General features: G+C 64.3%; 23 protein-coding genes. 13 read left to right on the forward strand and 10 right to left on the reverse strand.

The features are described 5' to 3' along the window. The 4 genes from AC5RV1_RS06990 to AC5RV1_RS07005 all read left to right on the forward strand — a co-directional run bounded on the left by AC5RV1_RS06990 (position 1) and on the right by AC5RV1_RS07005 (position 3,676). Positions 1-1,185 (forward strand): fatty acid desaturase family protein, encoded by a 1,185-nt coding sequence (locus AC5RV1_RS06990; RefSeq protein ID WP_493947748.1) that lies wholly within the window; start codon positions 1-3, stop codon positions 1,183-1,185. Positions 1,186-1,532: 347 nt separating this feature from the next. Next, positions 1,533-1,730 (forward strand): hypothetical protein, encoded by a 198-nt coding sequence (locus AC5RV1_RS06995; RefSeq protein ID WP_163166235.1) that lies wholly within the window; start codon positions 1,533-1,535, stop codon positions 1,728-1,730. Between the two features lie 93 nt (positions 1,731-1,823). Further along, positions 1,824-2,660, forward strand: a complete 837-nt coding sequence (locus AC5RV1_RS07000; RefSeq protein WP_493947747.1) for an alpha/beta fold hydrolase — start codon at positions 1,824-1,826, stop codon at positions 2,658-2,660. Positions 2,661-2,902: 242 nt separating this feature from the next. Beyond that, on the forward strand, positions 2,903-3,676 hold the full coding sequence (locus tag AC5RV1_RS07005; protein WP_493994005.1) for a lytic transglycosylase domain-containing protein: 774 nt from the start codon (positions 2,903-2,905) through the stop codon (positions 3,674-3,676). A 119-nt stretch (positions 3,677-3,795) separates the two neighbouring features. On the opposite strand, the gene AC5RV1_RS07010 is transcribed toward AC5RV1_RS07005, so the two are convergent. Beyond that, positions 3,796-4,539, reverse strand: a complete 744-nt coding sequence (locus AC5RV1_RS07010; protein WP_493947745.1) for a GAF and ANTAR domain-containing protein — start codon at positions 4,537-4,539, stop codon at positions 3,796-3,798. Positions 4,540-4,833: 294 nt separating this feature from the next. On the opposite strand from AC5RV1_RS07010, the gene AC5RV1_RS07015 reads away from it, so the two are divergent. The 3 genes from AC5RV1_RS07015 to AC5RV1_RS07025 all read left to right on the forward strand — a co-directional run bounded on the left by AC5RV1_RS07015 (position 4,834) and on the right by AC5RV1_RS07025 (position 8,306). Continuing rightward, complete coding sequence (locus AC5RV1_RS07015) at positions 4,834-5,427, forward strand: adenylate kinase (protein ID WP_493994006.1); 594 nt, start codon at positions 4,834-4,836, stop codon at positions 5,425-5,427. Beyond that, a complete protein-coding gene (locus tag AC5RV1_RS07020; protein WP_493947743.1) occupies positions 5,424-6,296 on the forward strand; it encodes an NAD-dependent epimerase/dehydratase family protein in 873 nt (290 codons plus the stop codon). Before AC5RV1_RS07015 ends, AC5RV1_RS07020 begins: the two co-directional genes overlap by 4 nt. Before the next feature lie 168 nt (positions 6,297-6,464). Then, on the forward strand, positions 6,465-8,306 hold the full coding sequence (locus AC5RV1_RS07025) for a S8 family serine peptidase (RefSeq protein ID WP_493994007.1): 1,842 nt from the start codon (positions 6,465-6,467) through the stop codon (positions 8,304-8,306). 100 nt (positions 8,307-8,406) lie between these two features. On the opposite strand, the gene AC5RV1_RS07030 is transcribed toward AC5RV1_RS07025, so the two are convergent. The 5 genes from AC5RV1_RS07030 to AC5RV1_RS07050 all read right to left on the reverse strand — a co-directional run bounded on the left by AC5RV1_RS07030 (position 8,407) and on the right by AC5RV1_RS07050 (position 14,058). Then, positions 8,407-8,610 (reverse strand): hypothetical protein, encoded by a 204-nt coding sequence (locus AC5RV1_RS07030; RefSeq protein ID WP_493947741.1) that lies wholly within the window; start codon positions 8,608-8,610, stop codon positions 8,407-8,409. Positions 8,611-8,619: 9 nt separating this feature from the next. Next, positions 8,620-9,924 carry a multiple monosaccharide ABC transporter permease gene (gene mmsB / locus AC5RV1_RS07035; protein ID WP_493994008.1) on the reverse strand — a complete coding sequence of 435 codons (1,305 nt, stop codon included), beginning with the start codon at positions 9,922-9,924 and terminating at the stop codon, positions 8,620-8,622. A 1-nt stretch (position 9,925) separates the two neighbouring features. Continuing rightward, complete coding sequence (mmsA, locus tag AC5RV1_RS07040; RefSeq protein WP_493994009.1) at positions 9,926-11,455, reverse strand: multiple monosaccharide ABC transporter ATP-binding protein; 1,530 nt, start codon at positions 11,453-11,455, stop codon at positions 9,926-9,928. Between the two features lie 105 nt (positions 11,456-11,560). Next, complete coding sequence (gene chvE, locus AC5RV1_RS07045) at positions 11,561-12,685, reverse strand: multiple monosaccharide ABC transporter substrate-binding protein (RefSeq protein WP_493947738.1); 1,125 nt, start codon at positions 12,683-12,685, stop codon at positions 11,561-11,563. A gap of 242 nt (positions 12,686-12,927) precedes the next feature. After that, a complete protein-coding gene (locus tag AC5RV1_RS07050; RefSeq protein ID WP_493994010.1) occupies positions 12,928-14,058 on the reverse strand; it encodes a DNA alkylation repair protein in 1,131 nt (376 codons plus the stop codon). Between the two features lie 142 nt (positions 14,059-14,200). Here AC5RV1_RS07050 and AC5RV1_RS07055 point away from each other — a divergent pair, with 142 nt between their 5' ends. Continuing rightward, complete coding sequence (locus AC5RV1_RS07055) at positions 14,201-15,001, forward strand: phosphatase PAP2 family protein (RefSeq protein WP_493994011.1); 801 nt, start codon at positions 14,201-14,203, stop codon at positions 14,999-15,001. 111 nt (positions 15,002-15,112) lie between these two features. On the opposite strand, the gene AC5RV1_RS07060 is transcribed toward AC5RV1_RS07055, so the two are convergent. Further along, positions 15,113-15,403, reverse strand: coding sequence for a MerR family transcriptional regulator (locus tag AC5RV1_RS07060; RefSeq protein ID WP_493947735.1), 291 nt, complete (start codon positions 15,401-15,403; stop codon positions 15,113-15,115). A 167-nt stretch (positions 15,404-15,570) separates the two neighbouring features. On the opposite strand from AC5RV1_RS07060, the gene AC5RV1_RS07065 reads away from it, so the two are divergent. The 3 genes from AC5RV1_RS07065 (at position 15,571) to AC5RV1_RS07075 (ending at position 16,955) form a co-directional block, all read left to right on the forward strand. After that, positions 15,571-15,999 (forward strand): Hsp20/alpha crystallin family protein, encoded by a 429-nt coding sequence (locus AC5RV1_RS07065; RefSeq protein ID WP_163166360.1) that lies wholly within the window; start codon positions 15,571-15,573, stop codon positions 15,997-15,999. Positions 16,000-16,081: 82 nt separating this feature from the next. Beyond that, the gene (locus AC5RV1_RS07070; RefSeq protein ID WP_493994012.1) at positions 16,082-16,501 is read left to right on the forward strand and encodes a J domain-containing protein; all 420 of its coding nucleotides are present in this window, start codon (positions 16,082-16,084) and stop codon (positions 16,499-16,501) included. Between the two features lie 76 nt (positions 16,502-16,577). Further along, positions 16,578-16,955, forward strand: a complete 378-nt coding sequence (locus AC5RV1_RS07075) for a hypothetical protein (protein WP_493947733.1) — start codon at positions 16,578-16,580, stop codon at positions 16,953-16,955. 31 nt (positions 16,956-16,986) lie between these two features. On the opposite strand, the gene AC5RV1_RS07080 is transcribed toward AC5RV1_RS07075, so the two are convergent. Then, positions 16,987-18,375, reverse strand: coding sequence for an AAA family ATPase (locus AC5RV1_RS07080; RefSeq protein WP_493994013.1), 1,389 nt, complete (start codon positions 18,373-18,375; stop codon positions 16,987-16,989). 121 nt (positions 18,376-18,496) lie between these two features. Here AC5RV1_RS07080 and AC5RV1_RS07085 point away from each other — a divergent pair, with 121 nt between their 5' ends. Beyond that, a complete protein-coding gene (locus AC5RV1_RS07085) occupies positions 18,497-20,044 on the forward strand; it encodes a GH1 family beta-glucosidase (protein WP_493947731.1) in 1,548 nt (515 codons plus the stop codon). A gap of 72 nt (positions 20,045-20,116) precedes the next feature. Here the strand turns inward: AC5RV1_RS07085 and AC5RV1_RS07090 are convergent, their stop codons facing one another. Both AC5RV1_RS07090 and AC5RV1_RS07095 read right to left on the reverse strand, forming a co-directional pair. Further along, entirely contained in the window at positions 20,117-21,208 is a 1,092-nt protein-coding gene (locus tag AC5RV1_RS07090; RefSeq protein ID WP_493947730.1) for an App1 family protein phosphatidate phosphatase, read from the reverse strand. A 66-nt stretch (positions 21,209-21,274) separates the two neighbouring features. After that, positions 21,275-22,006 (reverse strand): DUF72 domain-containing protein, encoded by a 732-nt coding sequence (locus tag AC5RV1_RS07095; RefSeq protein WP_493947729.1) that lies wholly within the window; start codon positions 22,004-22,006, stop codon positions 21,275-21,277. A gap of 88 nt (positions 22,007-22,094) precedes the next feature. Between AC5RV1_RS07095 and AC5RV1_RS07100 the strand changes: the two genes are divergently transcribed. Next, positions 22,095-23,903 carry a glycoside hydrolase family 15 protein gene (locus tag AC5RV1_RS07100; protein WP_493994014.1) on the forward strand — a complete coding sequence of 603 codons (1,809 nt, stop codon included), beginning with the start codon at positions 22,095-22,097 and terminating at the stop codon, positions 23,901-23,903. Positions 23,904-23,989: the final 86 nt, after the last annotated feature.

Below are 23,989 nucleotides of genomic sequence, written 5' to 3' on the forward strand. Positions count from 1 at the left end.
ATGACTGTAATTTCACCGAGCAAAACCAACCCCGCCGAAGGCACTGCAACCGGAGGGTCAAGGACGCGCCCCGGAAAGCTCGCGGAGTCCGGCAGCCCCACGGTTCGCCCGCCCGCTGCAGCGCACCTCTCGGACGAGCAGGTAGCGGAACTTGGCCGCGAGCTGGACGCGATTCGCGATGAGATCCTGGCCAAGCGCGGGGCAGCGGATGCTGCCTACATTCGCCGTGTGATCAAGGTCCAGCGCGGCCTGGAGATCTCCGGCCGTGCTGCACTGCTGGTCAGCAAGAACAAGGCCGCCTGGGTCACCGGAACCACACTGCTCAGCTTGGCCAAGATCCTGGAAAACATGGAGATTGGACACAACGTCCTGCATGGCCAGTGGGACTGGATGCGGGACCCGGACATCCACTCCACCACCTGGGAGTGGGACTTCGTCACCCCGTCGCGCTCCTGGCAGCACACCCACAACGACCTGCACCACCGCTGGACGAACGTGGTTGGCAAGGACAACGACGTCGGATACAACCTCCTGCGCATGGACGAACAGCAGCCGTGGAAGCCCGTCAACCTGGCCAACCCGCTGTTCAATGCCATTCTGGCGCCCCTCTTCGAGTGGGGCATTGCCATTTACGACCTTGAGCTCACGGAGTTCAAGGAAGGCAAGAAGTCCAAAGAGGCGCTGCTCAAGGACCTGAAGGCCCTCGGCAAGAAGGTTGTCACCCAGTTCACCAAGGACTACGCCGCAACCCCTGCCGTGGCCATGCTCACGGGCTCCGGCAAGCAGGCGCTCTACGGAACCTTGACCGCCAACGCTGTCCGCAACGTCTGGGCGCACGCCGTGATCTTCTGCGGTCACTTCCCCGAAGGCACAGACACCTTCACTGAGGAAATGGCCGAAGGCGAAACCCGCGGCGACTGGTACATCCGGCAGATGATCGGGTCCGCCAACATCTCCGGGTCAAAGTTCATGCACATCATGACCGGAAACCTGTCCCACCAGATCGAACACCACCTCTTCCCGGACCTGCCGTCCAACCGGTACGCCGAGGTGGCGCCCAAGGTCCGCGAGATCTGCCAGCGCTACGGCCTGAAGTACACCACGGGACCGCTGCTGAAGCAGGTGGGATCCACCTGGGGCAAGATCTTCAAGCTGGCTCTTCCGGGCAAGGCTGCCGGCGCCTGATCCAAGCACCGCCTGTTCAGTACTGAAGGCACCTCCGGTACCGGGATTTCCCGGCACCGGAGGTGCCTTTTTGTCTCCGCCCCGGACGCTCTCTCACCTAACGTGGGTTTTCCGGCGACGCTCTCGCACCTAACGTGGGTTTTCCGGCGACGCTCTCTCACTTTCCGCGGGTTTTCCGGCGACGCTCTCTCACTTAACGTGGGTTTTCCGGCGACGCTCTCTCACTTACCGCGGGTTTTCCGGCGACGCTCTCTCACTTACCGCGGGTTTTCTCCAATCGATGGCTCACATTTGCTCGCCCACGCCGCATAATTGAACCCACAGCCGCCACGGCCTATGGAGGAATCATGCGGATTCTCGGAGCTCTTGTTGTCATCTGGCTGATCATCGGCGGTGTGGCCGCGTGGCAGCGCGGCTACTTCGGTTCCGCGCCGGGGAACTGCGCGCAAGCAGGGACGATAGCGATCACTATCGTCGCCGGCCCGCTGAACTATATGGGTGCCAATCCCCAGATATCCTGCGAGCTTCCGCAGCCCTCACAGTAGCGTGGAGCACGGCGGGCCACCCTAGAGTAGGAATTGCGCGGGCAAAGCATTTCCCGCCCGCATTGATCCCACAGTCTCGAAAGGACCGCCGCGATGGCTTTCATCACCGTTGGAACTGAAAACAGCACTGACATCGAGCTTTACTACGAGGACCATGGGTCGGGCCAGCCGGTGGTGCTGATCCACGGCTATCCCCTGGACGGCGCTTCCTGGGAGAAACAGACTGCCGCACTGCTGACTGCCGGCTACCGGGTAATCACCTATGATCGCCGCGGCTTCGGGAACTCGAGCAAGACCACTGAGGGATACGACTACGACACGTTCGCTGCCGATCTCAACACCATTTTGACAACTCTGGACCTCAGCGACGCGGTGCTGGTCGGCTTCTCCATGGGTACCGGCGAAGTGGCCCGTTACCTGAGCACCTACGGCTCTGCACGGGTGGCGAGGGCGGCGTTCCTCGGCTCCCTCGAACCTTTCCTGCTGAAGACCGACGACAATCCGGACGGTGTCCCGCAGGAGGTCTTCGACGGGTTGAACCAGGCTGTCACGGCAGACAGGTACGCGTTCTTCACCGAATTTTTCAAGAACTTTTACAACACTGACACCTTTCTTGGCACGCCCCGCCTCAGCCAGGAGGCAGTCAATGCCAGCTGGAACACGGCCTCCGGCGCAGGAGCCACTGCTTCGGTGGCAGCGCAGCCCACCTGGCTCACGGACTTCCGGCAGGACATCCCCAAGATTGACGTTCCTGCGCTGATCCTCCACGGCACCGCGGACAACATCCTTCCCATTGACTCCACCGGACGGCTGTTCGCCAAGGCCCTGCCCAGCGCGGAGTATGTGGAGATCGAGGGCGCCCCGCATGGCCTGCTGCTGACCCACGCCGCAGAGGTCAATGAAGCGCTGCTGCGCTTCCTCGCCCAGTAGTCCCGCCTTACGCCGGCACCTTCGGCGACGGTGGTAGTCCGCCGTCGCCGAAGGTGATGGAGCGTTTCGGGAAGATGCGCCATAGGTGAGGGCGCGCTGGGGTTTTGTCTGCGGGAGGTGATGGGGCGTTGGGGTTTTGCCTGCGGGAGGTGATGGCGCGTTGGGGTTTGGTCTGCGGGAGGTGACGGAACCCAGCCGTGAATATGAGGGCTTGGCCGGCTCCGATCGATAGGATCAAACGCGTGACTGACTCCCGCGACGCCGTACTGCGCCTCAGGCGTCTCCTGGTCTTCACCGTGTTCGCGGTTTGCGTCGTCACAGCGTTGTCATTCTGGGCGCTGCAGCAGTCCGGCGCGGATGCCCGTGTGGCCCTCGACCCGCCGCCGCGGTCGGAAGCGAAACTTGAAACGCTCTCCACCGGCATCACGCCGGCTGTGAACATCACCCGGAACGCGGACGCCGAGTGGCTCGCACAGGCTGCCGGGCAGACCGGCATTCCCGCGCGGGCGCTCCGGGCTTATGTGGCCGCGGCCGGCGCAGCCAACCAGTCCTCTCCGGGCTGCGGGATCGGCTGGAATACGGTGGCGGCAGTCGGCTTCGTCGAATCCCACCACGGGGCTTACGGCGGCGGAAGCCTGGACTCCGCCGGGCAGGCCAGCGGACCCCTTGTTGGCCCAAGCCTGGACGGAAACGGATTCGCCGCCATCGCTGACACGGATGCCGGAGCCCTGGATGGCGACGCACGCTGGGACCGTGCCGTGGGGCCCATGCAGTTCATTCCCTCCACGTGGGAGATTGCGGGGAGGGACGGCAACGGCGATGGGACAGCGGATCCCTTCAACATCGACGACGCTGCGCTCAGTACAGCCAGCTACCTGTGTGCCCGCGGCGGTGATCTCACCACCGCGCACGGATGGACCGGTGCCATCTACTCCTACAACCAGTCGGATGCCTACCTGGTCCAAGTGCGTGACCGGGCCACGGCATACGCCCAGGCGACGGGCGCCATCGGATAAGTACCGCGGCGCTACTGGCCCCGTCCCACGCCGCTGGCCACCTCCGCGGCGGCCTCCTCGCGGCGTTCCCAGCAAAAAGGTACCGCTGCTGCATCGCGAAGCGGCCTGACGCCGGGCTGCTACCCGTCGTAGTGGGTGCGAGCCGGGCCCTGGCCCAAGGCGTTGACCACTGCCGTGGCAACGTCATGCAGTTTCGAATTGCGGGTGCTGGACGCTGTCTTCAGGATCTCGAAAGCATCGTGCTGGCTGCAGCGGTTCTGGGCCATAATGATGCCCACCGCCATATCGATGACTGTCCGCGATTCCAGGGTTGCCCGCAGGTTTGCCGCCGTTTCGCTGTAGTGGGCAAAGCGGACGGCAAGCCGGAGCGCGAGGGAGGTCTGGCTGACGAAGTCCTCGGCGAATTCAAGCACCCGTGCTTCAAAACGGTTGGGGCGGCCCGAGTACAGCAACAAAGCCGCCTTGGTGCCGCCTTCCAGCTGGAAAGGCAGCGCAAGGACGGAGCGGACGCCCCCACCCAGCAATGCCGCGGAGTATTCAGGCCACTGGCCATCGTCGCGGATATCCGGAACATGGACAGTTTCCTGGGTGGTGGAGGCAATCATGCTAGGCGTTTGGTTGAATTCGTACTCAAGCCGCGCAACGGCCTCGGCGGCCGGGCTGCTGCTGGCCACCATGGCGGCTTTCCGCTCCCGCAGCAGGGTGATGGCGCACAGGATCTCGTCGCCGGGCTCGGAGAGATTGCGGGCGGACACCTGCGCCAGTTCGGTAAGGAAATCCTCGACATCGGAGCTGTTGAGGACAAGTTCATGCAGGTGGTCAGTAATGGATGTATCAGTTTTTGCAGTTGACTCGCTGGCCACGGTTTCTTGGTGCCATTCGCTCAGGTCAAAACGAGCCGGCAACATGCTCCGTCCACCCGAAGGGCGGAAGGCGGCAATGCTCGCTGGATCGACGAACTTTCCAACGGCCTGCTGCTAAACCGATACCGAGAAGTATATACATCCTCCGGCCACGGGAAACGTCATATTGGCTTCCCCTGTTAGCCCGTGGCTGCTGGTGCCCGAACGGTTATTGCGGGCAGAATAGGGGACGTGCCGGGGCCGCCGGCGGCGGATCCGGAAACCAGCGGTGCCGCGCCGTGGAGGGACAGGAACATGACCAGACTGCTCATCATCGGTCCGCCCGGCTCCGGCAAGGGAACGCAGGCGGAACACCTGGCACGGCATTTCGGCATTCCCGCCGTGTCCACGGGCGAGATCTTCCGCAGCAATGTCAGCCGGGAGACTGAACTCGGCAATGAAGCCGCAAAGTACCTCGACGACGGTGACTTCGTTCCGGACCACCTCACCAATGCCCTGGTCAAGGACCGGCTCCTCGAGGCCGACGTCAAGGCAGGCTTTCTTTTGGACGGCTACCCGAGGACCGCACCCCAGGTTATGGAGCTCGACAACATGCTGGCTTCCCAGGGGCACGCCCTCGATGCGGTGATCGAGCTCCAGGCCCCCGACGCCGAGCTGGAACAGCGGATGCTGCAACGTGCCAGGGACGAGGGCCGCAGGGACGATACCGTGGACGTGTTCCGGCGCCGCCTTGACCTCTACCACCGCGAGACCCATGAAGTGGTGTCCGTCTACGCAGGCCGGGGCTTACTGGTGCCGGTGAACGGCAGCGGCGAACCCGGCGACATCACCAAACGTGCGATCGCCGCCGTGGAACGCTTTATCAACCGAAAAGGAGAACGCGCATGAGGGTGGCAGTAACCGGGGGAAGCGGAAAGCTGGGACGGCACGTGGTCCGCAGGCTGGCCAGCGACGGCCACCAGGTGCTCAACCTGGACCGTGCAGGGGAGCGGAACCCGGGGCTGGTGGTGGTTGACCTGCGCAACTACGGCCAGGTGGTGGATGTCATGCTGGGGCTGGACGACCGCCACGGCGGATTCGACGCAGTGGTCCACCTCGGGGCCGTTCCCGCGCCCGGCATCATCCCGGACGCCGCCACCTTCGAGAACAACATGCTCGCCACCTACAACGTGTTCCAGGCCGCCCGCCGGGCCGGAATAAAGAAGGTGGTGTATGCCTCCAGCGAGACGGTGCTGGGACTGCCGTTCGACGTTGACCCGCCCTACATTCCGGTGGACGAGGAGTATCCGGCCAGGCCGGAGAGCACCTACTCGCTGGTGAAGCACCTCGAGGAGCAGATGGCGGTGGAGCTGACGCGGTGGGACCCGGAGTTGAGCATCTCCGGGCTCCGGTTCTCCAACGTCATGGACCCCGAAGACTACGCCAGGTTTCCGGCTTTCGATGCCGACGCAACGCTGCGGAAATGGAACCTGTGGAGCTATATCGATGGCCGTGACGGTGCGCAGGCGGTGGTCCGTGCACTGGAAAACGCGGGGCCGGGCTTTGAGGCGTACATCATCGCCAACGCGGACACGGTGATGAGCCGGCCAAGCGCGGAACTGGCGGCGGAGGTGTTCCCCGACGTCAAGGTCACCAAGGACCTGGGCGAGCACGAGACCATGTTGTCCATTGACAAGGCCAGGCGGCTGCTCGGTTTCGAGCCAGAGTACTCCTGGCGGAACCACCAGGTGGACATCCCGGCAGGCGCCTCAATCTGACCCGCCGCGTACGAGCCGCAGAAATCTCATAGGGTTGGCACAAGATCCTGCAAGGACCGGGTTTTTGTGCCCAACCGGGTCATAACCTTTTGGTAGGGCGGATAAATTACCTGCCCGCGCAGCCCGCAACGCCAAAACAAGGACCCCAAAATTCGCACTCCATCCTTTGTGCTGCCCGCCGCAGCAGTGCTGGTCTCCGCCGTCGCCCTTTCTACCGCTTCCGTGCCGGCGTCAGCAGCCCCGCCGGCAGAGGCCGGCGAAACGGGCCGCTACATCATCCGGTACGCAGCCAATGCCGATGTAGCCGCCGAGGCAGCCGGGCTGCGGGCGCAGGGACTCGGTGTGGGCCATACTTTTGCCCACGCCGTCCGTGGTGCCGTGGTGACCGCCAATCCCGCACAGGCAGCAGCGCTGGCACGGTCCGGCCGCGTGGTATCGGTGGAAGCCGACGCCCCCGTCAGGCTCTCCGCAACCCAACAGCCAGCACCTTGGGGCTTGGACCGGGTTGACCAAAGGCCCCTGCCCCTGTCCGGGTCCTACTCCTGGACGGCATCCGGGGCCGGCGTGAGCGCCTACGTGGTGGACACCGGTGTCCTGGCCTCGCACGCGGACTTCGGCGGACGGGTGGCGGCCGGCTGGAGCGCCGTTGCGGACGGACTGGGCTCCAGCGACTGCAACGGGCACGGCACCCACGTGGCAGGATCAGTGGCCGGGTCCACCTACGGCGTGGCCAAGGGCGCTACCGTCGTGCCGGTCCGGGTGCTCGACTGCAACGGCTCCGGCTACAACTCAGACGTGGTGGCGGGCCTGGACTGGATCGCGGCCCACCACACGGCGGGAACGCCCGCAGTGGCCAACCTCAGCCTGGGCGGCGGGGCCAGTACCGCCGTGGACGCGGCCATCCAGGCAGTAATGAACGACGGCGTCACTGCTGTGGTTGCCGCCGGCAACTCCGCCGTGGACGCCTGCGGTAGCTCTCCCGCCCGCGTTCCGGCGGCCGTAACCGTAGCTGCCAGTGACTCATCTGACCGGCAGGCGTCCTTCTCCAACTTCGGATCCTGCGTGGACCTCTACGCACCCGGGGTGGGGATTACCTCAACCCACCACACGTCTGCCACCGCCACCGCATCCATGTCCGGAACGTCCATGGCCGCGCCCCACGCGGCGGGGGCAGCAGCAGTGCTGCTTTCCCAGAACCCCGCGCTCTCACCGGCCCAGGTGGCGGGCACGCTCACGTCCAATGCAACCGCAGGCGTTATTACCGGGGCCACCAGCGGAACCCCCAACCGCCTGCTGTTTGCCGGCGCTGCTGCTGCCGCCCCGGCACCCGTCCCCGCTCCGGCACCCGCCCCGGCACCCGCCCCCGCTCCGGCGCCCACTGTCACTGCCATCACCCCGGGATCCAACGCAACGGCAGTTGCAGCAGGAGCCAACGTGACAGCCACCTTCAGCGCCGCGGTCCAGGGCGTCACCACTGGCACGTTTGTGCTCAGGAATGCGGCCGGCAGCGCCATCCCGGCCACGGTCAGCTACAACTCCACCACCCGCACCGCCACCTTGGACCCGGCTGCCGGCCTGCCCGCTGACGCAACCTACACGGCCACACTGGTGGGCGGAGCTTCCGCCATCCGCGACGCCACAGGAACCCCGTTGGCCTCCGTCAACTGGAGCTTCCTTACCGGCCCGGCCCCCGTGGTCACCGCTTCCACACCTGGCAGCAACGCGCTGCTGGTCCGGCGGACCAACAACATCAGTGTTGCCTTCAACGAGGCCGTCCAGGGGGTGGCCGGGGCGACGTTCACGGTAAAGAACGCTGCCACCGGTGCGGTGGTTCCGGCCGCCGTGTACCGGAACGGCGCCACCAACCAGTGGATACTGGACCCCCAGCAGGCGCTGGCGGCCAAGACCAAGTACACAGTGACGGTGACCGGTGGCAGCGCCGGAGTCCGCGACCTTGCCGGAAACCCGTTCGCAGGCAGGAGCTGGCAGTTCACCACCGGCTCGTTCTAGGCCGTTCTCACCGGCAGGCGGAAACCAAAAGGAGGCCGACGGCAGCTGGTAGCAGCCGCCGTCGGCCTCCTTTTCAGGGTTGTGTCCCCAAGGGGCCTTCTCAGTAGTCGATCGGGACAAGCTCATAACCGTCTGTCTTGGCTATCAACTGTCGGCCGTCGACACCGTTGGGGCTAAGCCAGAGAGCTGACGAGTCCGCTGTAACGTCCTCCACCTCGCCGGTCCGCAGGACCCGGCCGCCAGAGCGGAGTTCCACCCAGTGGCCCCGCAGGTCCTCCCAGTTTTCACCTGGTGCGACGGGCATGACTCTTGGTCAGATCTTGTCTGAAGTGCTTGCCGGAACCGGGAGGGGTTGGTCCGGCGCCTTCTCCCGGGGCTGGGCCGATTCGCCGGCAGCCGGCGGTACTGGCTTCCTCTTGAAGCGGTTACTGATGCCGGTGCCACCGCCGGTGCGGTTTTTGTTGAAGATATCGAAGCCCACGGCGAGCAGGAGGACGAGTCCCTTGATGAGCTGCTGGTAGTCCGTCCCGAGTCCCAGGATGGACATGCCGTTGTTCAGCACACCCATGATCAGGCCTCCGATCAGGGCCCCCGCCACCGTGCCAATGCCTCCTTGGACTGCCGCTCCGCCGATGAAGGCTGCCGCGATCGAATCCAGTTCAAACCCGGTGCCGCCGGCAGGTTGGGCGGAGTTCAGGCGGGCAGTGAAGACCAGTCCTGCTAGTGCGGCCAGTACGCCCATGTTGACGAAGAGCCGGAAGGTGACTGCTTTGGTCCTGATGCCGGAAAGTTCGGCGGCGTGGAGGTTACCGCCGATGGCGTAGATGTGCCGGCCGAAGATGCTGTTGTTCATCAGCGCGGAGTAAGCGATGACGAGCACGGCGAGAACGATCAACACGATGGGGGTGCCGCGGTAGCTCGCAAGCAGGAACGTGATGACGAGCATGAGCAGCGCGATGAACGCCGTTTTGATGGCGAACCAGGTTAAGGGCTCGTTCTCGAGGTTGAACCTCTTGCGGATCCGGCGTTCCTTCAAGGACTGAAAGAGGATCGCGGCAGTGCCACCGACGCCGAGGATGACGGTCAGCCATTCCAGGACGGAAGTGCCGCCGGTGATGTCGGGCAGGAAGCCGCCGCCCAGCGCGCGCAGTTCGTCGGGAAACGGGGTGATCTGCTGGTTCTTCAGGGTAATCAGTGTCAGCCCGCGGAAGATCAGCATGCCGGCGAGCGTGACGATGAATGCCGGGATGCCGACATAGGCGATCCAGTACCCTTGCCAGGCTCCCACCAGGGCGCCCACCAGCAGGCAGGCGGGGATAGCCAGCCACCATGCCCATCCCCACTGGACCATCATGACCCCGGCGACTGCGCCGATGAAACCGGCGACGGAGCCGACGGAGAGGTCAATGTGCCCGGCGATGATGACCATCACCATGCCTATCGCCAGGATGAGGATGTAGCTGTTCTGAACCACAAGGTTGGTCACGTTCTGGGGCTGGAGCAGGATTCCGTCGGTCAGGACCTGAAAAAGGATAACGATCAGGATCAGGGCGACGAAGATGCCAACCTGGCGGAGGCGGCTTGTCAGGAAGCCGAGGGATTCTCGTAGGGCGGACATGCTATTCCTTTTCTTTGGTCATGTAGTGCATGAGAGTTTCCTGGGAGGCCTCGGCAATTGGGACCTCACCGGTAATGTGGCCCGCTGACAAGGTGTAGATCCGGTCGCAGATGCCCAGGAGTTCGGGGAGTTCCGAGGAAATAACGATGACTGCTTTTCCTTCAGCGGCCAGGCTGGCAATGATCGTATAGATCTCGAACTTGGCCCCCACGTCGATGCCCCGGGTGGGTTCGTCGAGGATCAGCACGTCAGGATCGGAAAACATCCATTTACTCAGCACCACTTTTTGTTGGTTTCCTCCCGAGAGCTTGCCTGTGATGGCAGCAACGGATGGAGCCTTGATGTTCATGCTTGCGCGGTAGCGGTTGGCCACGGCTGTTTCTTCGTTTTTGTCCACCCAGCCGCGTTTTGCCAGCTTTCCCAGGGCCGCCATCGAAATGTTGCGTTTGATGTCTTCAATGAGGTTCAGGCCGTAGTGTTTACGGTCCTCGGTGGCATAGGCAATCCCGTGCCTGATCGCGTCGGGCACGGTGGCGGTGTTGATTTCCCGGCCATGCTTGAAGACTTTGCCGGACACCGCACGCCCGTAGGACCGGCCGAAGACGCTCATGGCGAGTTCCGTCCTGCCCGCGCCCATTAGGCCAGCCAAGCCCACCACTTCGCCCTTGCGCACGGTGAGGTTGGCGTTGGACACCACCATGCGCGTGTGGTCCTGGGGGTGCTGGACCGACCAGTCTTCGATGCGCAGCACTTCCTCGCCGATCTCGGGAGTCCGTTCCGGGTAGAGGCTGTCCAGGTCACGCCCAACCATTCCGCGGATAATGCGTTCCTGGGTGATCTGGCCTTGGTCGAGCCGAAGAGTCTCGATCGTCCTGCCGTCGCGAATGATGGTGACGGCGTCAGCGACCTTTCGGATCTCGTTGAGTTTGTGGCTGATGATGATACTGGTGATTCCCTGGCCTTTAAGGTGCAGGATCAGGTCCAGGAGGTGGCCTGAGTCCTCATCGTTGAGGGCTGCTGTGGGCTCATCCAGGATGAGAAGCTTAACTTCCTTCGACAGCGCTTTGGCGATTTCCACCAACTGCTGCTTGCCGACGCTTATGTGCTGGACCGGCGTGACCGGATTTTCGGCCAGGCCCACCCTGGCCAGCAGCTTTGCCGCTTCCAGGTTGGTTTTGCGCCAATCCACCCAGCCGTTTCTGGCCTGCTCATTGCCGAGGTAGATGTTTTCGGCGATCGAGAGGTAGGGGCTGAGGGCAAGCTCCTGGTGGATGATCACGATGCCGCGCTTTTCACTGTCGTTGATGCCTGAGAAGTTGCACGCCTCGTTTTCGAAGAGGATTTGCCCGTCGAACGAATTGTCAGGGTAGACGCCGGAGAGGACTTTCATCAGGGTCGATTTCCCGGCGCCGTTCTCTCCGCAGATGGCATGCACTTCACCGCGGTTAACATCCAGCGTGACATCCTGCAGGGCCTTGACCCCTGGGAAGGTCTTGGTGATTCCTCGCATTTGAAGAATGGGTGTGTTCATCGTCAATTCCCACTGACTGGTTGGAAGCTGGCAACCTGCTGCTGCAGGTGCTGGGGGAAGGGTGTGGCCGGGCCGAAAGGGCCCGGCCACCGCCCTGCGGGGTTGTTACTTGACGTCGGCGTCCGAGTAATAGCCGGACTCCAGGAGTTCCTTCTTGTAGTTGTCCTTGGTGATGATCACGGACTCAAGCAGATATGCCGGTACCACCTTGACCTTGTTGTCGTAGGTCTTGGTGTCGTTCACTTCCGGCTCCTGGCCCTTCAGCACCGAATCGACCATCTTTACGGCCTGAGAGCCCAGCTGGCGGGTGTCCTTGAAGATGGTGGAGTACTGCTCGCCGGCGATGATGGACTTGACCGAGCCTTTTTCGGCATCCTGACCGGTCACGACTGGAAGGGTTCCCTTGGCGTAGCCGCCCGTGCTGGTCAATGCGGAAATGATGCCGATGGAGAGGCCGTCATATGGGGAGAGCACTCCGTCCAGTTTGGTGCCTGAGCTGTAGGCGGCGGTGAGGATGTCCTCCATGCGCTTCTGGGCCACGGGAGCCTGCCAGCGCAGGATGGCTGCCTGCTCGAACTTTGTCTGGCCGCTGGGCACCTTCAGAGTTCCGGCGTCCAGGTAAGGCTTCAGCGTGTCCATGGCGCCAGTCCAAAAGAAGTTGGCGTTGTTGTCATCCGGGCTGCCGGCAAAAAGCTCGACGTTGAAGGGGCCCTTACCCTCCACCTTGTTGCCGCCGGCATCCACCAGGCCGAGCCCGGTCAGCAGGGACGTTGCCTGCTGCACGCCCACCGTGTAGTTGTCGAAGGTGGTGTAGTAATCAACGTTCGGGGAACCGTTGATCAGCCGGTCGTAAGCGATGACCTTGACGTTCTGCTCTTTGGCTTTGACCAGGACGTCCGTCAAGGTAGTGCCGTCGATAGCAGCAATAATGAGGGCCTTGGCGCCCTTGGTCAGCATGTTCTCAATCTGGGAGACCTGGGTGGGAATGTCATCATTGGCGAACTGAAGATCAGTCTTGTACCCCAGGTCCTTCAAGGACTTCTCGACGTTTCCGCCATCAGCAATCCAGCGTTCGGAAGTCTGGGTGGGCATTGAGATGCCCACAAGAGATTCACTGGGATTGGCAGAGGCCCCTGCCTCAGTGGCTGCGCCTCGGGAGCCGCAACCTGTCGCACCGACAGTGACTGCCAGGGCGACGGCAACGGCGCCCAGGAGTTTCCTAATTCTCATGATTTTCTCCTTTCGCGGAGGTTGGTCCGCGAAGTGGTGCTGGGCCCGCAAGCATCTGCGCTTGCCGGCGGATAAAGCCGCCAGGAGTACCTGGTGTTGATGCCCGAGAGGGCTACGGACACGAGTGGAACTGCGGGTCCGGCAGAATCGGTGGTCGAGCCAGCCGGGCCTGCAGTCCAGAAGCCCATGCATGCTTGTTAGCGCTAACAAGCATGCTACGGCAGAGTTGCATGTGAGTCAAATCACTCTTTGCTTTTCGGGGGTAGTCCTTCTAGCGTGAATTCGGTGCGCCCATGTGCGGCACCGTTGATCTGGAGCTCCAACGCGTGCAGTCCCGGATGATGCACCCTGGTAGTCATCTGCCTGAACGCGTGGCGCTTGGAGATGCTCCTGCTCTCGCCCGGCGCCAGGGTCAGGGTTGAGATTTTGAAGACCTTCGCCGACTGGCTGCCATTGGCCTTGCGGTAGTGGACCAGGTAGTCCACAGCCAGGCGGACATCCTGGGTGCCGGTATTGGAAATCTCGAAGGCGAACGTCAACTCTCCAGGCACCGTGAGGATTTCCTGGTCAAGGCGCGGCCCGGAAACGGCCACCGTCGCCGGCGTGAAGCCAAGCAGCGCCAGCGCGCCCGGATGCCCCTTCTTTATGAGGGTGCGGAGGCCGTGGCGGACCACCCGGCCCGTGTTGCGGTCTGCCGCCGTGAGCCAGTGCCGGGCTGTGTCCACAACAGCATCAGGCGCGTGGCGGGCGAGATCGTTAAGGTGGTTGGCTACAGAACGCCGTACATACTCGGACGGGTCGCGGTAGAGGGCTGTGAGGATGGGCAGGGTGGCTTCGGGCCGCCGGACGAGGGCTGGCACGCGCACCGCCCACGGGAGGTACGGACGTGTGCCCTCGCTCGCCAGGCGGCGAACGTGCTCATTAGGGTGTGCTGTCCACGTCAGGATTGCTGCCAGTGCCCGGTCCGTATTCCTGGCAAGGAGACGCCGGACGGCGAACTCCCCGGTGAGCCGTGGCGTCAGTTCGGCGAGCAGGCCCAGGCAGTCGTCGAAGTCCTCCGCTGCATCCGAGGCGAGCGCGAGTGTAACGGCCGCCTCCGAAACCGGCCAGAGGACCCAGCCGGTGAATTCCGGAACTGCAAGTGCCGCACGGAAGCTGGCGGACGCCGTCGTATATCCCGGGACCGGACCCGTGCTGATGTCGGCCACAAGGGCACCGGCCACCAGGTCGGTCCGTGCACGTAAGTTCAGGTCACCCAGCAGGGATGCGGTGGCAGCAGTTTGCTTCCACTCCACCGTGGGCGCACTTTCCATCAAGATACGCGTGAGCGTGCCTATGCCCGGAGGATCAATCAGTTCGTTCATCACGCCCATGCAGTCAGGCTACCGCCGGAGTACGACAGTTCGGGCGCCGCCGGATCCCTGATGGAAAGGCACGGAACCGATACCGCACCAAGGCCGGGCAACCGGGATAATCTTCACCCTAGGCAAATCTCCATCTAGGGACGGGCACGCAGTGGCACAGCAGGGGTCAGCAGGTTCCGGGGCTACCGGTAAAAGGGCCAGCAAATGGCGGGTCTTCCACGACAAATTCGTCGTGGAGGAGCGCTATGTGGAGCCGGACGACCGGCGGGGCCTGTACCGGGCGTCGATCGTTCTGGTGGCGCTCGGGGTGGCGCTTTTCATCGCCACCTTGATCAGCGTAGTGCAGGCTGATGGCCTCTCCGCCGCTGACGGGCCTGTGCGCGACTGGCTGCTCGGGCTGAGGTCACAGACCCTCACAGTCGTCATGATCTTCCTGGCTGTGGTCTTCGGTCCGGTTGCCCTCCCCATCATCGTCCTGGTGGTCGTTGCCGCCTGGGGCTTCGCGGCAAAGCACGCCTGGCGCCCCATTCTGCTGGCCTCCGCGATGCTCACGGGCGTCATCATTTCCCAGATCATCCTCCAGATTGTGCGGCGCTCCCGTCCCCCGGTGGACCAGATGCTCTTCGGCATTGACCACACCTTTTCGTTCCCGTCCGGGCATGTCCTGGGAGCCTGTGACTTCCTGTTGGTTGGTGCCTTTTTGATTTACTCCCGGCGAAGCAATCGGCGGGCTGCCGTGTTCGGGTTCATCGGGGCAGGCATCGGCATTGTGCTGGCGGCCATCAGCCGTTTGTACCTGGGATACCACTGGCTCAGCGATGCCCTGGCATCGCTATCGCTGTCCTTGGTGATCCTGGGCGGAGTAATCGCCCTTGATACTTGGCGGACGGTGAGGGTTCCAGGCGAGCGGATCACCGGCGAACTGTCGAAGGCGGACGCACCGCGGGACTGAACTCCAAGAGGCCGAACAAGGCGTTCCATTGAGGCCGGAGTGCGGGTGCCAGTGAGTCGGACGGGGCGCCGAGGCGGCTGGCCGCCGTCGTACCTTTTCACACCGGGGGGCTCAGGCGGGCGGCCGGGACCGGGCCCGCTTGAGGGCCCGGTGGAGCTTGACGTTGGCTTCCTCCAGCTCCAGCACCTTGGCAACGCCGGCCAGGTTCAGGCCCTGTTCCAGGAGTTCGCCGATCCGCAGCAGCACCGCAATGTCCGCATCGCTGTACTGCCGTGTGCCGCCGGAAGTACGCGACGGCGTGAGCAGGCCCCGCGTCTCATAGAGCCGGATGTTCTGCTGGCCGGTCCCTGCCAGCTCCGCCGCCACGGAGATGGCATACAGTGCGCGTCCCTTTGCGGGCATTCGCGCCCCTCCTGTTTCCTGCCCTGCCATCAGTTCTCCAAAAATTGTGGGGGAGTCTTGCTTCAGTTTCCCACGGGTGCTATAAAAAATCTATATCCAACACCATAGATCATGGGAGCGGATATTGCATCGATCCAACATCTGACAAGCTGAAGGAGTGGGAAATGATGTTGATGCGTACGGACCCGTTCCGTGAGCTGGACCGGCTCACGCAGCAGGTCTTTGGAACCGCCGCCCGCCCGGCCGCCATGCCCATGGATGCCTGGCAGGAGGACGGTGAGTTCGTGGTGGCCTTCGATCTTCCGGGCGTCAAGCTCGATTCGCTGGACCTGAACGTTGAGCGCAACGTCCTTACGGTCCGGGCGGAACGCCAGGACCCCACCCAGCCCAATGTTGAGCTGGTTGCCTCCGAGCGTCCACGCGGCGTCTTCAGCCGCCAATTGATCCTGGGCGACACCCTGAACACGGACAACATCAAGGCCAGTTACGACCAAGGCGTCCTGACGCTGCGGATCCCCGTGGCGGAAAAGGCCAAGCCGCGCAAGATCGAAATCGAGACGCAGCAGCAGGGCCAGATGCAACAGATCGGAACCTAGGCCAGTGGTGGCGGCACAGGGCAACCCCTGGTTGCCCTGTGCGGCCCGCATTCGGAACTGCAGCTGGAACCGGAAGACTGACATGAGCCAAACCCCGGATTACTACGCCGCCCTGCATATCCCGCATGACGCCACGCGGCAGCAGATCTCACGCGCCTACCGTGCCCTGATGCGCAACCATCACCCGGACATGGAAGGCGGAAGGGCCGCCTCGGCGGTGCAGGAGGGAGCGCAGGGCGGGGTGCAGAAGACCGGGTCTGGTGGAGGAACGCCACCTGAGGCGGAACTGCTGCGGATTATGCAGGCCTTCGCCGTCCTGCGCGATCCAACCCGGCGGGCAGCGTATGACCGCGAGGTGAAGGCGCAGCCGGCAGTCCGTGCAGCACCGGCATCCCAAACGGGGACGGACATCCCGGTCCGCAAGGTCCGGCACGCGGCCGGCCCGCGCGGGAACATCATACGAATCACACCCGTGCGCTGGGAAAGCGGCCCCTGGGCCTAGCTGCCAGGGCACCTGTCATGCCGTAGCAAACCCCCGCGGTCCAACCCGGGAACCACTTCGAGAGGCGGAGAACTGTATGAGCGATTGGCGCCGCTACGATTCACACCTGATGCCTGCATTCCACGAGCGCTTCGAACAACGGTGGGGCCAGGGCACCGCTCCGTTTTTGGATCCGGAGGCGCATGAGGAGCCCGTTCCACGTGCCCAGTGGATCAACCCGACAACCGGTGCGGCGCTGGCCGTGGTACCGGTATGGACGAACGACGAGAGGCAGCAACGGTCCTTCGGCGTGTTCTATCTTCCGCCCGCGGGGGACATTTGGGTGCTGCGGCCGGGCTACACCGGCTACCTCGAACCGGCCGATGGCGAAACGGAGCACCTGGTCACGTTGCGGAACGATGCCTTCCGCAAGGCCGTGGCGCACGCAAAGGAGTTCCTGTTCGGCGACCAGTAATCCCGGGAAGCCTTATGCGCAGGCACCTCAGTTAGACGATTCCTGCGGCGCCGCTGCCCAGCAGGCTCCGGGTCAGGGATTCGGCGTCGCCCAGCAGTTCTTCCGCCGCCGTTGCCAGGTGGGAATCAGACACCGGCACGTCCTCGAGGGCTGCGGCTACCACGGCCCGCCGCACCAGTTCGCGGGCGAAGGAGGCCGTGGTTCCCTGGGTACGCTCGGCGGCGGCAGCCACGGCGTGGGGACTGAAACCGGCCTGCCGGCCGTAGAGGCGAAGGAGCTCAATCCGTTCCTGGAGCGCAGGCAACGGGATCTCCACGGCAATGTCCACCCGGCCGGGCCGCTGTGCCAGCGCGCGCTCCAGCATGTCCGGCCGGTTGGTGGTGAGCACAAATGCGACGTCCGCGTCATTATCCAGGCCGTCCATGGCATCCAGGACTTCAAAGAGCAGCGGCTGCGGCCCGTGGCCGAAACTCCGGTCCTCGGCGATGAGGTCGCAGTCCTCGAGCACTACCATCGAGGGCTGCAAGGCTCGGGCCATCCGTGCCGCCTCCGCGATCCGGGCGAGCGAACCGCCGCTGAGGAGGATGGCTGTGGTGCCCACGCTTTGGCCGAGCAGATAGCGGACGGTGTGTGTTTTGCCTGTTCCGGGAGGGCCGTACAGCAGGACGCCCCGTTTGAGGTGCTGTCCATGGCGCTTCAGGGACTCGCTGTGGGCGGCAATGCCGACGGCGTGGCCCGCCACCTTGTGCAGGAGGCCAGGCGGAAGAATGACTTCCTGCTCCTGCAGCTGCGGCCGGTGATGGAAGGTCACCCCGCCGCTGCTGGGCCCGAACTCACCCATCGTCAGGGAAATGACCTGGCCCTTGAGAACACTCTGGCTGTCCATCCGGCGCCGGTACTCGGCCAGGAACGCAGCACCCGTTTCGGCGTTCTCGGGCGCCACCTCAAGGGAAGCGGTTTGCCGCCCGGACCGGGGATCCGCCGCCCGTTGCAGAACGGCCAGCCGCCCGCCGTCGTACGTGAAAAGCCGCACCCCGAAACCCACCGCCTGGCGCTGGCTGTCCGGCCCCACAGCCAGGTTGACGTAGTCCGGCTGGGCCAGCGGGAACTGCGGGAAGGCCTGTGATTGCTGAAGCATGTCGCTCAACGACTGGTGGTGCCGCTGGCCGCCGCCGCCGACCCCCACCAGCCTGCTTTCCGGGTCCAGGGCCGCGAGCCCGGCCATGACGATGTCCGCATCAACGAACCGGTGGGGCGGAATCTGTTCCTCCACCACCGCAAGGTCTTCGGCAGTCAGGCCCAGGTGCCCGGTCAGCGTATCCAGCAGCTGCACCCCGGCCTGGCGCCTGTGGCTGCTGGCCTGTGCCAGCTGCACCAGATCGGCAAAGTCGTCGATGAACTTCCCCAGTTTTTCATCCATTCCCAGACCCTAGCAGCACGCTCACCGGCACCCTGGGAATCGTGCGAGGATATGGTCCTGACCTCGCGGAAGTTGTAGGACTCCGCAGGTACCGTCCTGTTCATCAGTAAGGGTTGAATCAATGCACATTACCGCCAGGGACCTCGCAGCACTCATCCCGCCGGGGTTCACCCTCGGAGTGGCCACCGCAGCCTTCCAGATCGAAGGCGCGCTGGATGAGGACGGCCGCGGACCTGCGGGCTGGGACGTGTTTTCCCGCAAGCCCGGCGCCATCGTCGAGGACCACAGCCCGGCCGTAGCGTGTGACCATTACCACCGCATGCCCCAGGACGTGGCGCTCATGAAGCAGCTCGGTGTGGATTCGTACCGCTTCTCGTTCGCCTGGCCACGCATCCAGCCCACGGGCAGCGGCGCCGTAAACCGCGCCGGCCTGGCCTTTTACGACCGGCTGCTGGATGAACTCCTCGCCAACGGAATCTCACCCATGGCCACGATCTACCATTGGGACACTCCGCTCGCCCTGGACGAGGCCGGCGGCTGGATGAACCGCGACACCGCCTACCGCCTGGGGGAGTACGCCGCCATCCTCGCCGAAAAGTTCGGCGACAGGGTAGCCCGGTGGGTCACCATCAATGAGCCCGCCACCGTGAGCACCAACGGGTATTCGCTCGGCCTGCACTCGCCCGGGAAGGAGCTCGTCCTGAACGCCTTTCCCACAGTCCATCACCAACTGCTGGGCCATGGCCTGGCCGTGCAGGCCCTGCGTGCCGCGAACGTCCCGGGGGAAATCGGCATGACCAACGTGTACTCGCCGATGGTCCCGAACTCCATCAACCCGCTGGACTACATCAGCGCAGGCCTGATGGACCTGGCCCAGAACCGTCTCTATGCGGACCCCGTGCTGACCGGAAAATATCCGGACCTGATCCGGGCCGCCAAGTTCTTCAGCGCCTTCGACCACCCCGCCGAGGACATGGAGCTCATCTCCCAGCCGCTCGATTTCTACGGGCTCAACTACTACATGCCCACCAAGGTGGCTGTCGGGCCCGGCGCAGGCGCAGTGCCGGCAAGCATGGCCGAGGCCATGGGCAGCGACCTCAGCGCGGCGGGCAGCGGTGGAACCCCCTTCCACGTGGAAACCTGGCCGGAGGCAGACATCACGTCCTACGGCTGGCCGGTGAAACCGGAGTACATGGGAGTCGCCCTCAAGGAAATGGCCGAACGGTACCCCAACCTGCCGCCCGTCATCCTCACCGAGGGCGGGGCCAGCTTCGAGGACATCATCGTCCGGGACAAATCGACCAACACCCGGTTCATTCCGGACGAGCGCCGCCTGAAGTACCTGTCGGACCATCTTGAGGCCGCACTGCGGGCCACCGCTCCGGGGGGTGACGCTGAGTCGATCGATTTGCGCGGCTACTACGTCTGGTCCCTCCTGGACAACTTCGAGTGGTCGGCCGGCTACAACCAACCCTTCGGGCTGCTCCATGTGGACTTCGAGACCCTGGAGCGGACGCCCAAGGCCTCCTACTTCTGGTACCAGGAACTCATCGAGGAGCGCGACCTTGTCAACGCCGCGGGTGCGGCCATCGCACAGGCAGCAGCGCCTGAGGTCCTTGAAACCGAAGCGCCCGACGACGGCGTGGCACCTTTGGGTGCCAGCGCTTAGGGCGTTTGCGGCTGGTAGAGCTTGGGGCCGGGCCGCGCGGGTTGGCCAGGACGCGCGGTTCCGGACCGGGGGCTAGAGAAGGTCCAGCGTGGCGAGCTGCTTGGCTATGCCGGCACCGTCCGGCGAATAGATCCAGGGCACCCTGGACGTGGTGTGGTCGCCGTCCTCCGAGTGGCCGCCTGCGAACACGGACTCGCTGACGGAGAGTTGCCGGATGGCGATGGCTGCAACCTTGTCGGGGTTGTCCTGGGCAAAGCTTGAGTAGATTGCCTCATCGTGCTGGCCGTTGTCGCCCACCAGGAGCCAGCGCATGTCCGGGAACTCCTTGGCCAGCCGGTCCAGGTTTTGCCGTTTGTGTGCCTGGCCGCTGCGGAACCAGCGGTCCTGCGTCAGGCCCCAGTCGGTCAGCAGCAGGGCGCCGGACGGATACATATTGCGGTTGAGGAAACGGGCCAGCGTGGGCGCCGCGTTCCAGGGCCCCGTGGACAGGTAGATCACCGGCGCATCCGGGTGTTCGACGGTGAGCCGGTCCAGCAGCACCGCCATGCCCGGCGTGGCCATGCGCGCCCGTTCGCTCAGCACAAACGTGTTCCAGAGGGCAAGGAAGGGCCGGGGCAGGGCCGTCACCATCACGGTGTCATCGATATCCGAGACGATGCCGAACTTTACATCCGGTGCAATCACCCGGATCTTGGCCTCGACGGGCTCCGTGCCTTCCGCGCGGAGGACGGCGGTGTGCCAGCCCGGTGAAAGCTCGACGTCCACCTCAGTATCGATCAATCCGCCACGGTCCGCTTTGACGTGGGTGACAACATCGCCGATGGTGATCTCGACGTCGGTAAACTGCAGCGGCACGCTGGTGAAGGCGCGCCAGCCGCGGACGTTCTGGTTGCCGTTCTGCGCCGCGTGTTCCGCTTTGCTCCCCGGCAGGGGCTTTTGCGTGAGCAGGACCCGTCCCAGCACGCGCACGAGGCTGGTGGAGCCGTAGCCCTGGTACGCGATGGTCTGGGGAACAAAGTTCCAGCGCTTGGCCAGCCGGATCCGCGCCGAATTAACGGTGTCCGAGATCAGGTGCGCCAGCCGGAACACCTGGTTTCCCGAGAGCACGTCCCGGACCGGAGTGTGCGCTGTTTTCTGTGACGAATTGTTCGGAGCCGTGTCCATGGTTCCACTCTGCCACAGGGCGGCGCCGGGAGAGGGTAACGCTGGTCTCCGGGGAGGTGTATGACGTCAGCCTTCTCCCAGGATCCCGCGCAGGGTCTCGGCGTTCCGCACGGCGTGGCCATCGCCGTCGTTATTGAAGTAGGCGTAAACGTCCAGGCCGCTGCCGGACCACTCGCGGATGCGTTCCGCCCACCAGTGCAGGTCAGCATCGGAATAGGAGCCGGCGTATAGGTGCTCGTGGTCCGGCCCGTGCAGCCGGACATAGGTAAAGGGGGCGGTGGTGCGCAGGATGCAGGGCAGATTGGCGCCGCTCATGATGCAGTAGGCTGCCTGGTGCCGTTCGAGCAGGGCGAACACTTCCGGGCTGTCCCAGCTGGGGTGGCGGAACTCCACACAGACACGGATCCAGTCCGGGACCGCGGCCAGGAAGTAGCCCAGCCGGGCATCGTCCCGCTCCATGCCGGGCGGCAACTGGACCAGGAGGACCGCCCGTTTATCGCCGAGCTCGTGCCAGCACCGCGTAATGCGCTCCAGCCACACCTCGGGCTCATACAGTTTTCGGGCGTGGGTCAGGCCCCGGGGGGCCTTGACGGACATGCTGAAGCCGGGCGGCAGCCGCTGGTTCCACCCGGCAAATGTTGTGTCCCGGGGCCAGCGGTAGAAGCTGGCATTGAGTTCGACGGTTCGGAACCGGGCCACGTAGTGCTGGAGGCGGTCCTTGACCGGCAGCTTGGGTGGGTAGAGGACGTTCTCCCAGTGGTTGTAGCTCCATCCGGAGGTGCCGATATGGATTGCCATGAGTGCCTCCGGTGCCTGCTGCCGTCGATATGAAGGCTACACCCCTGTGCCCGGTCCACTTCGGAGCTGGCTGTGGCAGGGTAAGGGCATGGCGCGAATTGAAGACTATGCAGTTGTAGGTGACCTCCATACCGGGGCGTTGATCAACAAGGAAGGCTCCATCGACTGGCTCTGCCTTCCCCGGTTCGATTCTCCCGCCTGTTTCAACGCGCTGCTGGACACGCCTGAAGCAGGTCGCTGGCTCCTGGCGCCTGCAAGCGGGGGCTCCTGTACCCGCCGGGGCTACCGGGACGGCACCCTTATTCTCGAAACGGAATGGGACACCCCCGAAGGCAGCGTGCGGGTCATTGACTTCATGCCGCCCCGGGACTCGGTGGCGGACATTGTCCGCATCGTCGAAGGCGTCAGCGGCAGCGTGAGGATGCACGGTGAGCTGACCCTCCGCTTCGACTACGGCCACATCATCCCCTGGGTGCGCCGGGACGGATACGGCCTGCATGCCATCGCCGGCCCGGACGCGGTCTACTTTGTCACCCCGGCCCCGCTTCACGGCGAAAACATGCACAGCGTCAGCGACTTCACCGTCAACGCTGGGGAGCGGGTCCCCTTTGTCCTAACGTGGGCGCCCAGCCATGTTGGGCGGCCGCATACTGTCGACGCCGAGGAAGTGCTGGGCACCACCTTTGCGTTCTGGCGCGGCTGGGCCTCGCAGTGCACGGTGGAGGGCCCTTACAAGGATGCCGTGGCCCGTTCCCTGGTGACGCTGAAGGCCCTGACCTATGCCCCGACCGGAGGGATCGTGGCGGCAGTGACCACCTCGCTGCCCGAACAGTTGGGTGGCCCCCGCAACTGGGACTACCGGTACTGCTGGCTGCGCGATGCGACCATGACGCTCCAGGCGCTGCTGGCTGCCGGTTACACCGCAGAAGCCGCCGCCTGGCGGGACTGGCTGTTGCGGGCCGTGGCCGGCGACCCCGCGGACCTGCAGATCATGTACGGGATCCATGGCGAACGCCGCCTGCCCGAGATGGAGCTGCCCTGGCTGAAGGGTTACGAAAACTCGTCCCCGGTGCGCATCGGCAACGGCGCCGCCGAACAGCTCCAGCTCGATGTGTGGGGGGAGGTGCTCGACTGCCTGGCGTTGACGCGGAACTCACTGCTGAAGCACTCGGATGAGGCCTGGGACGTCCAGGTGGCACTGATGGAGCATCTGGAGACCATCTGGGACCAGCCTGACAACGGGCTCTGGGAAATGCGCGGACCCCGCCGCCACTTCACCCACTCCAAGGTGATGGCCTGGGTTGCAGCGGACCGCATGGTGAAGGGTGTCCGCGAATCGGGACTGCCCGGGCCGGCGGAGCGCTGGGAGAAGCTGCGGGACACCATCCACCGCGACGTGATGACCAACGGCTTCGACCCCCGCCGCAACACGTTCGTCCAGTCCTACGGCCGGCCGGAGCTCGACGCCAGCCTGCTCCTGATACCCCGGGTGGGGTTCCTGCCGGCTGATGATCCCCGCGTCATCGGAACCATTGAAGCCATCCAGCGGGAGCTGACCGAGGACGGGTTTGTGCTCCGTTACCGCCCCGACGTAAGCGACGACGGCCTGCCTGGTGATGAGGGCGTCTTCCTGGCCTGTTCGTTCTGGCTGGTGGAGGCGCTGCTGGGTGCGGGCCGCCGCGAGGAATCGAGGGAACTCTTTGAACGCCTCCTTGAGCTGCGCAACGACGTGGGACTGCTGAGTGAGGAATGGGGCGTACGGGCAGGCCGGCAGCTGGGCAATACACCCCAGGCCTTCAGCCACTTCGCGCTTGTGACTAGCGCTTTGGAGCTGCATCAGGATACGGTTCGGCGAAGTGACACCCCCATTCCGCCGGAGACGGCGGAAGCGCGCTGAGGCGGCGCGTATAAGGGTGCGACTTCTCCTTCGCAGAATAGATAAGTATACTTACTAACACCTCATGGAGTGCTCCCAGTAAGCAC

It is taken from the genome of Arthrobacter sp. Hb9-2 (genome assembly GCF_059091165.1).

Excerpts from the sequence above, each read along its gene's own strand:
- AC5RV1_RS06990 (WP_493947748.1), top strand. The coding sequence starts at position 1 with ATGACTGTAATTTCACCGAGCAAAACCAACCCCGCCGAAGGCACTGCA.
- AC5RV1_RS06995 (WP_163166235.1), top strand. The coding sequence starts at position 1,533 with ATGCGGATTCTCGGAGCTCTTGTTGTCATCTGGCTGATCATCGGCGGT.
- AC5RV1_RS07000 (WP_493947747.1), top strand. The coding sequence starts at position 1,824 with ATGGCTTTCATCACCGTTGGAACTGAAAACAGCACTGACATCGAGCTT.
- AC5RV1_RS07015 (WP_493994006.1), top strand. The coding sequence starts at position 4,834 with ATGACCAGACTGCTCATCATCGGTCCGCCCGGCTCCGGCAAGGGAACG.
- AC5RV1_RS07020 (WP_493947743.1), top strand. The coding sequence starts at position 5,424 with ATGAGGGTGGCAGTAACCGGGGGAAGCGGAAAGCTGGGACGGCACGTG.
- AC5RV1_RS07030 (WP_493947741.1), bottom strand. The coding sequence starts at position 8,610 with ATGCCCGTCGCACCAGGTGAAAACTGGGAGGACCTGCGGGGCCACTGG.
- mmsB (WP_493994008.1), bottom strand. The coding sequence starts at position 9,924 with ATGTCCGCCCTACGAGAATCCCTCGGCTTCCTGACAAGCCGCCTCCGC.
- mmsA (WP_493994009.1), bottom strand. The coding sequence starts at position 11,455 with ATGAACACACCCATTCTTCAAATGCGAGGAATCACCAAGACCTTCCCA.
- chvE (WP_493947738.1), bottom strand. The coding sequence starts at position 12,685 with ATGAGAATTAGGAAACTCCTGGGCGCCGTTGCCGTCGCCCTGGCAGTC.
- AC5RV1_RS07050 (WP_493994010.1), bottom strand. The coding sequence starts at position 14,058 with ATGGGCGTGATGAACGAACTGATTGATCCTCCGGGCATAGGCACGCTC.
- AC5RV1_RS07060 (WP_493947735.1), bottom strand. The coding sequence starts at position 15,403 with ATGCCCGCAAAGGGACGCGCACTGTATGCCATCTCCGTGGCGGCGGAG.
- AC5RV1_RS07065 (WP_163166360.1), top strand. The coding sequence starts at position 15,571 with ATGTTGATGCGTACGGACCCGTTCCGTGAGCTGGACCGGCTCACGCAG.
- AC5RV1_RS07070 (WP_493994012.1), top strand. The coding sequence starts at position 16,082 with ATGAGCCAAACCCCGGATTACTACGCCGCCCTGCATATCCCGCATGAC.
- AC5RV1_RS07075 (WP_493947733.1), top strand. The coding sequence starts at position 16,578 with ATGAGCGATTGGCGCCGCTACGATTCACACCTGATGCCTGCATTCCAC.
- AC5RV1_RS07080 (WP_493994013.1), bottom strand. The coding sequence starts at position 18,375 with ATGGATGAAAAACTGGGGAAGTTCATCGACGACTTTGCCGATCTGGTG.
- AC5RV1_RS07085 (WP_493947731.1), top strand. The coding sequence starts at position 18,497 with ATGCACATTACCGCCAGGGACCTCGCAGCACTCATCCCGCCGGGGTTC.
- AC5RV1_RS07090 (WP_493947730.1), bottom strand. The coding sequence starts at position 21,208 with ATGGACACGGCTCCGAACAATTCGTCACAGAAAACAGCGCACACTCCG.
- AC5RV1_RS07095 (WP_493947729.1), bottom strand. The coding sequence starts at position 22,006 with ATGGCAATCCATATCGGCACCTCCGGATGGAGCTACAACCACTGGGAG.
- AC5RV1_RS07100 (WP_493994014.1), top strand. The coding sequence starts at position 22,095 with ATGGCGCGAATTGAAGACTATGCAGTTGTAGGTGACCTCCATACCGGG.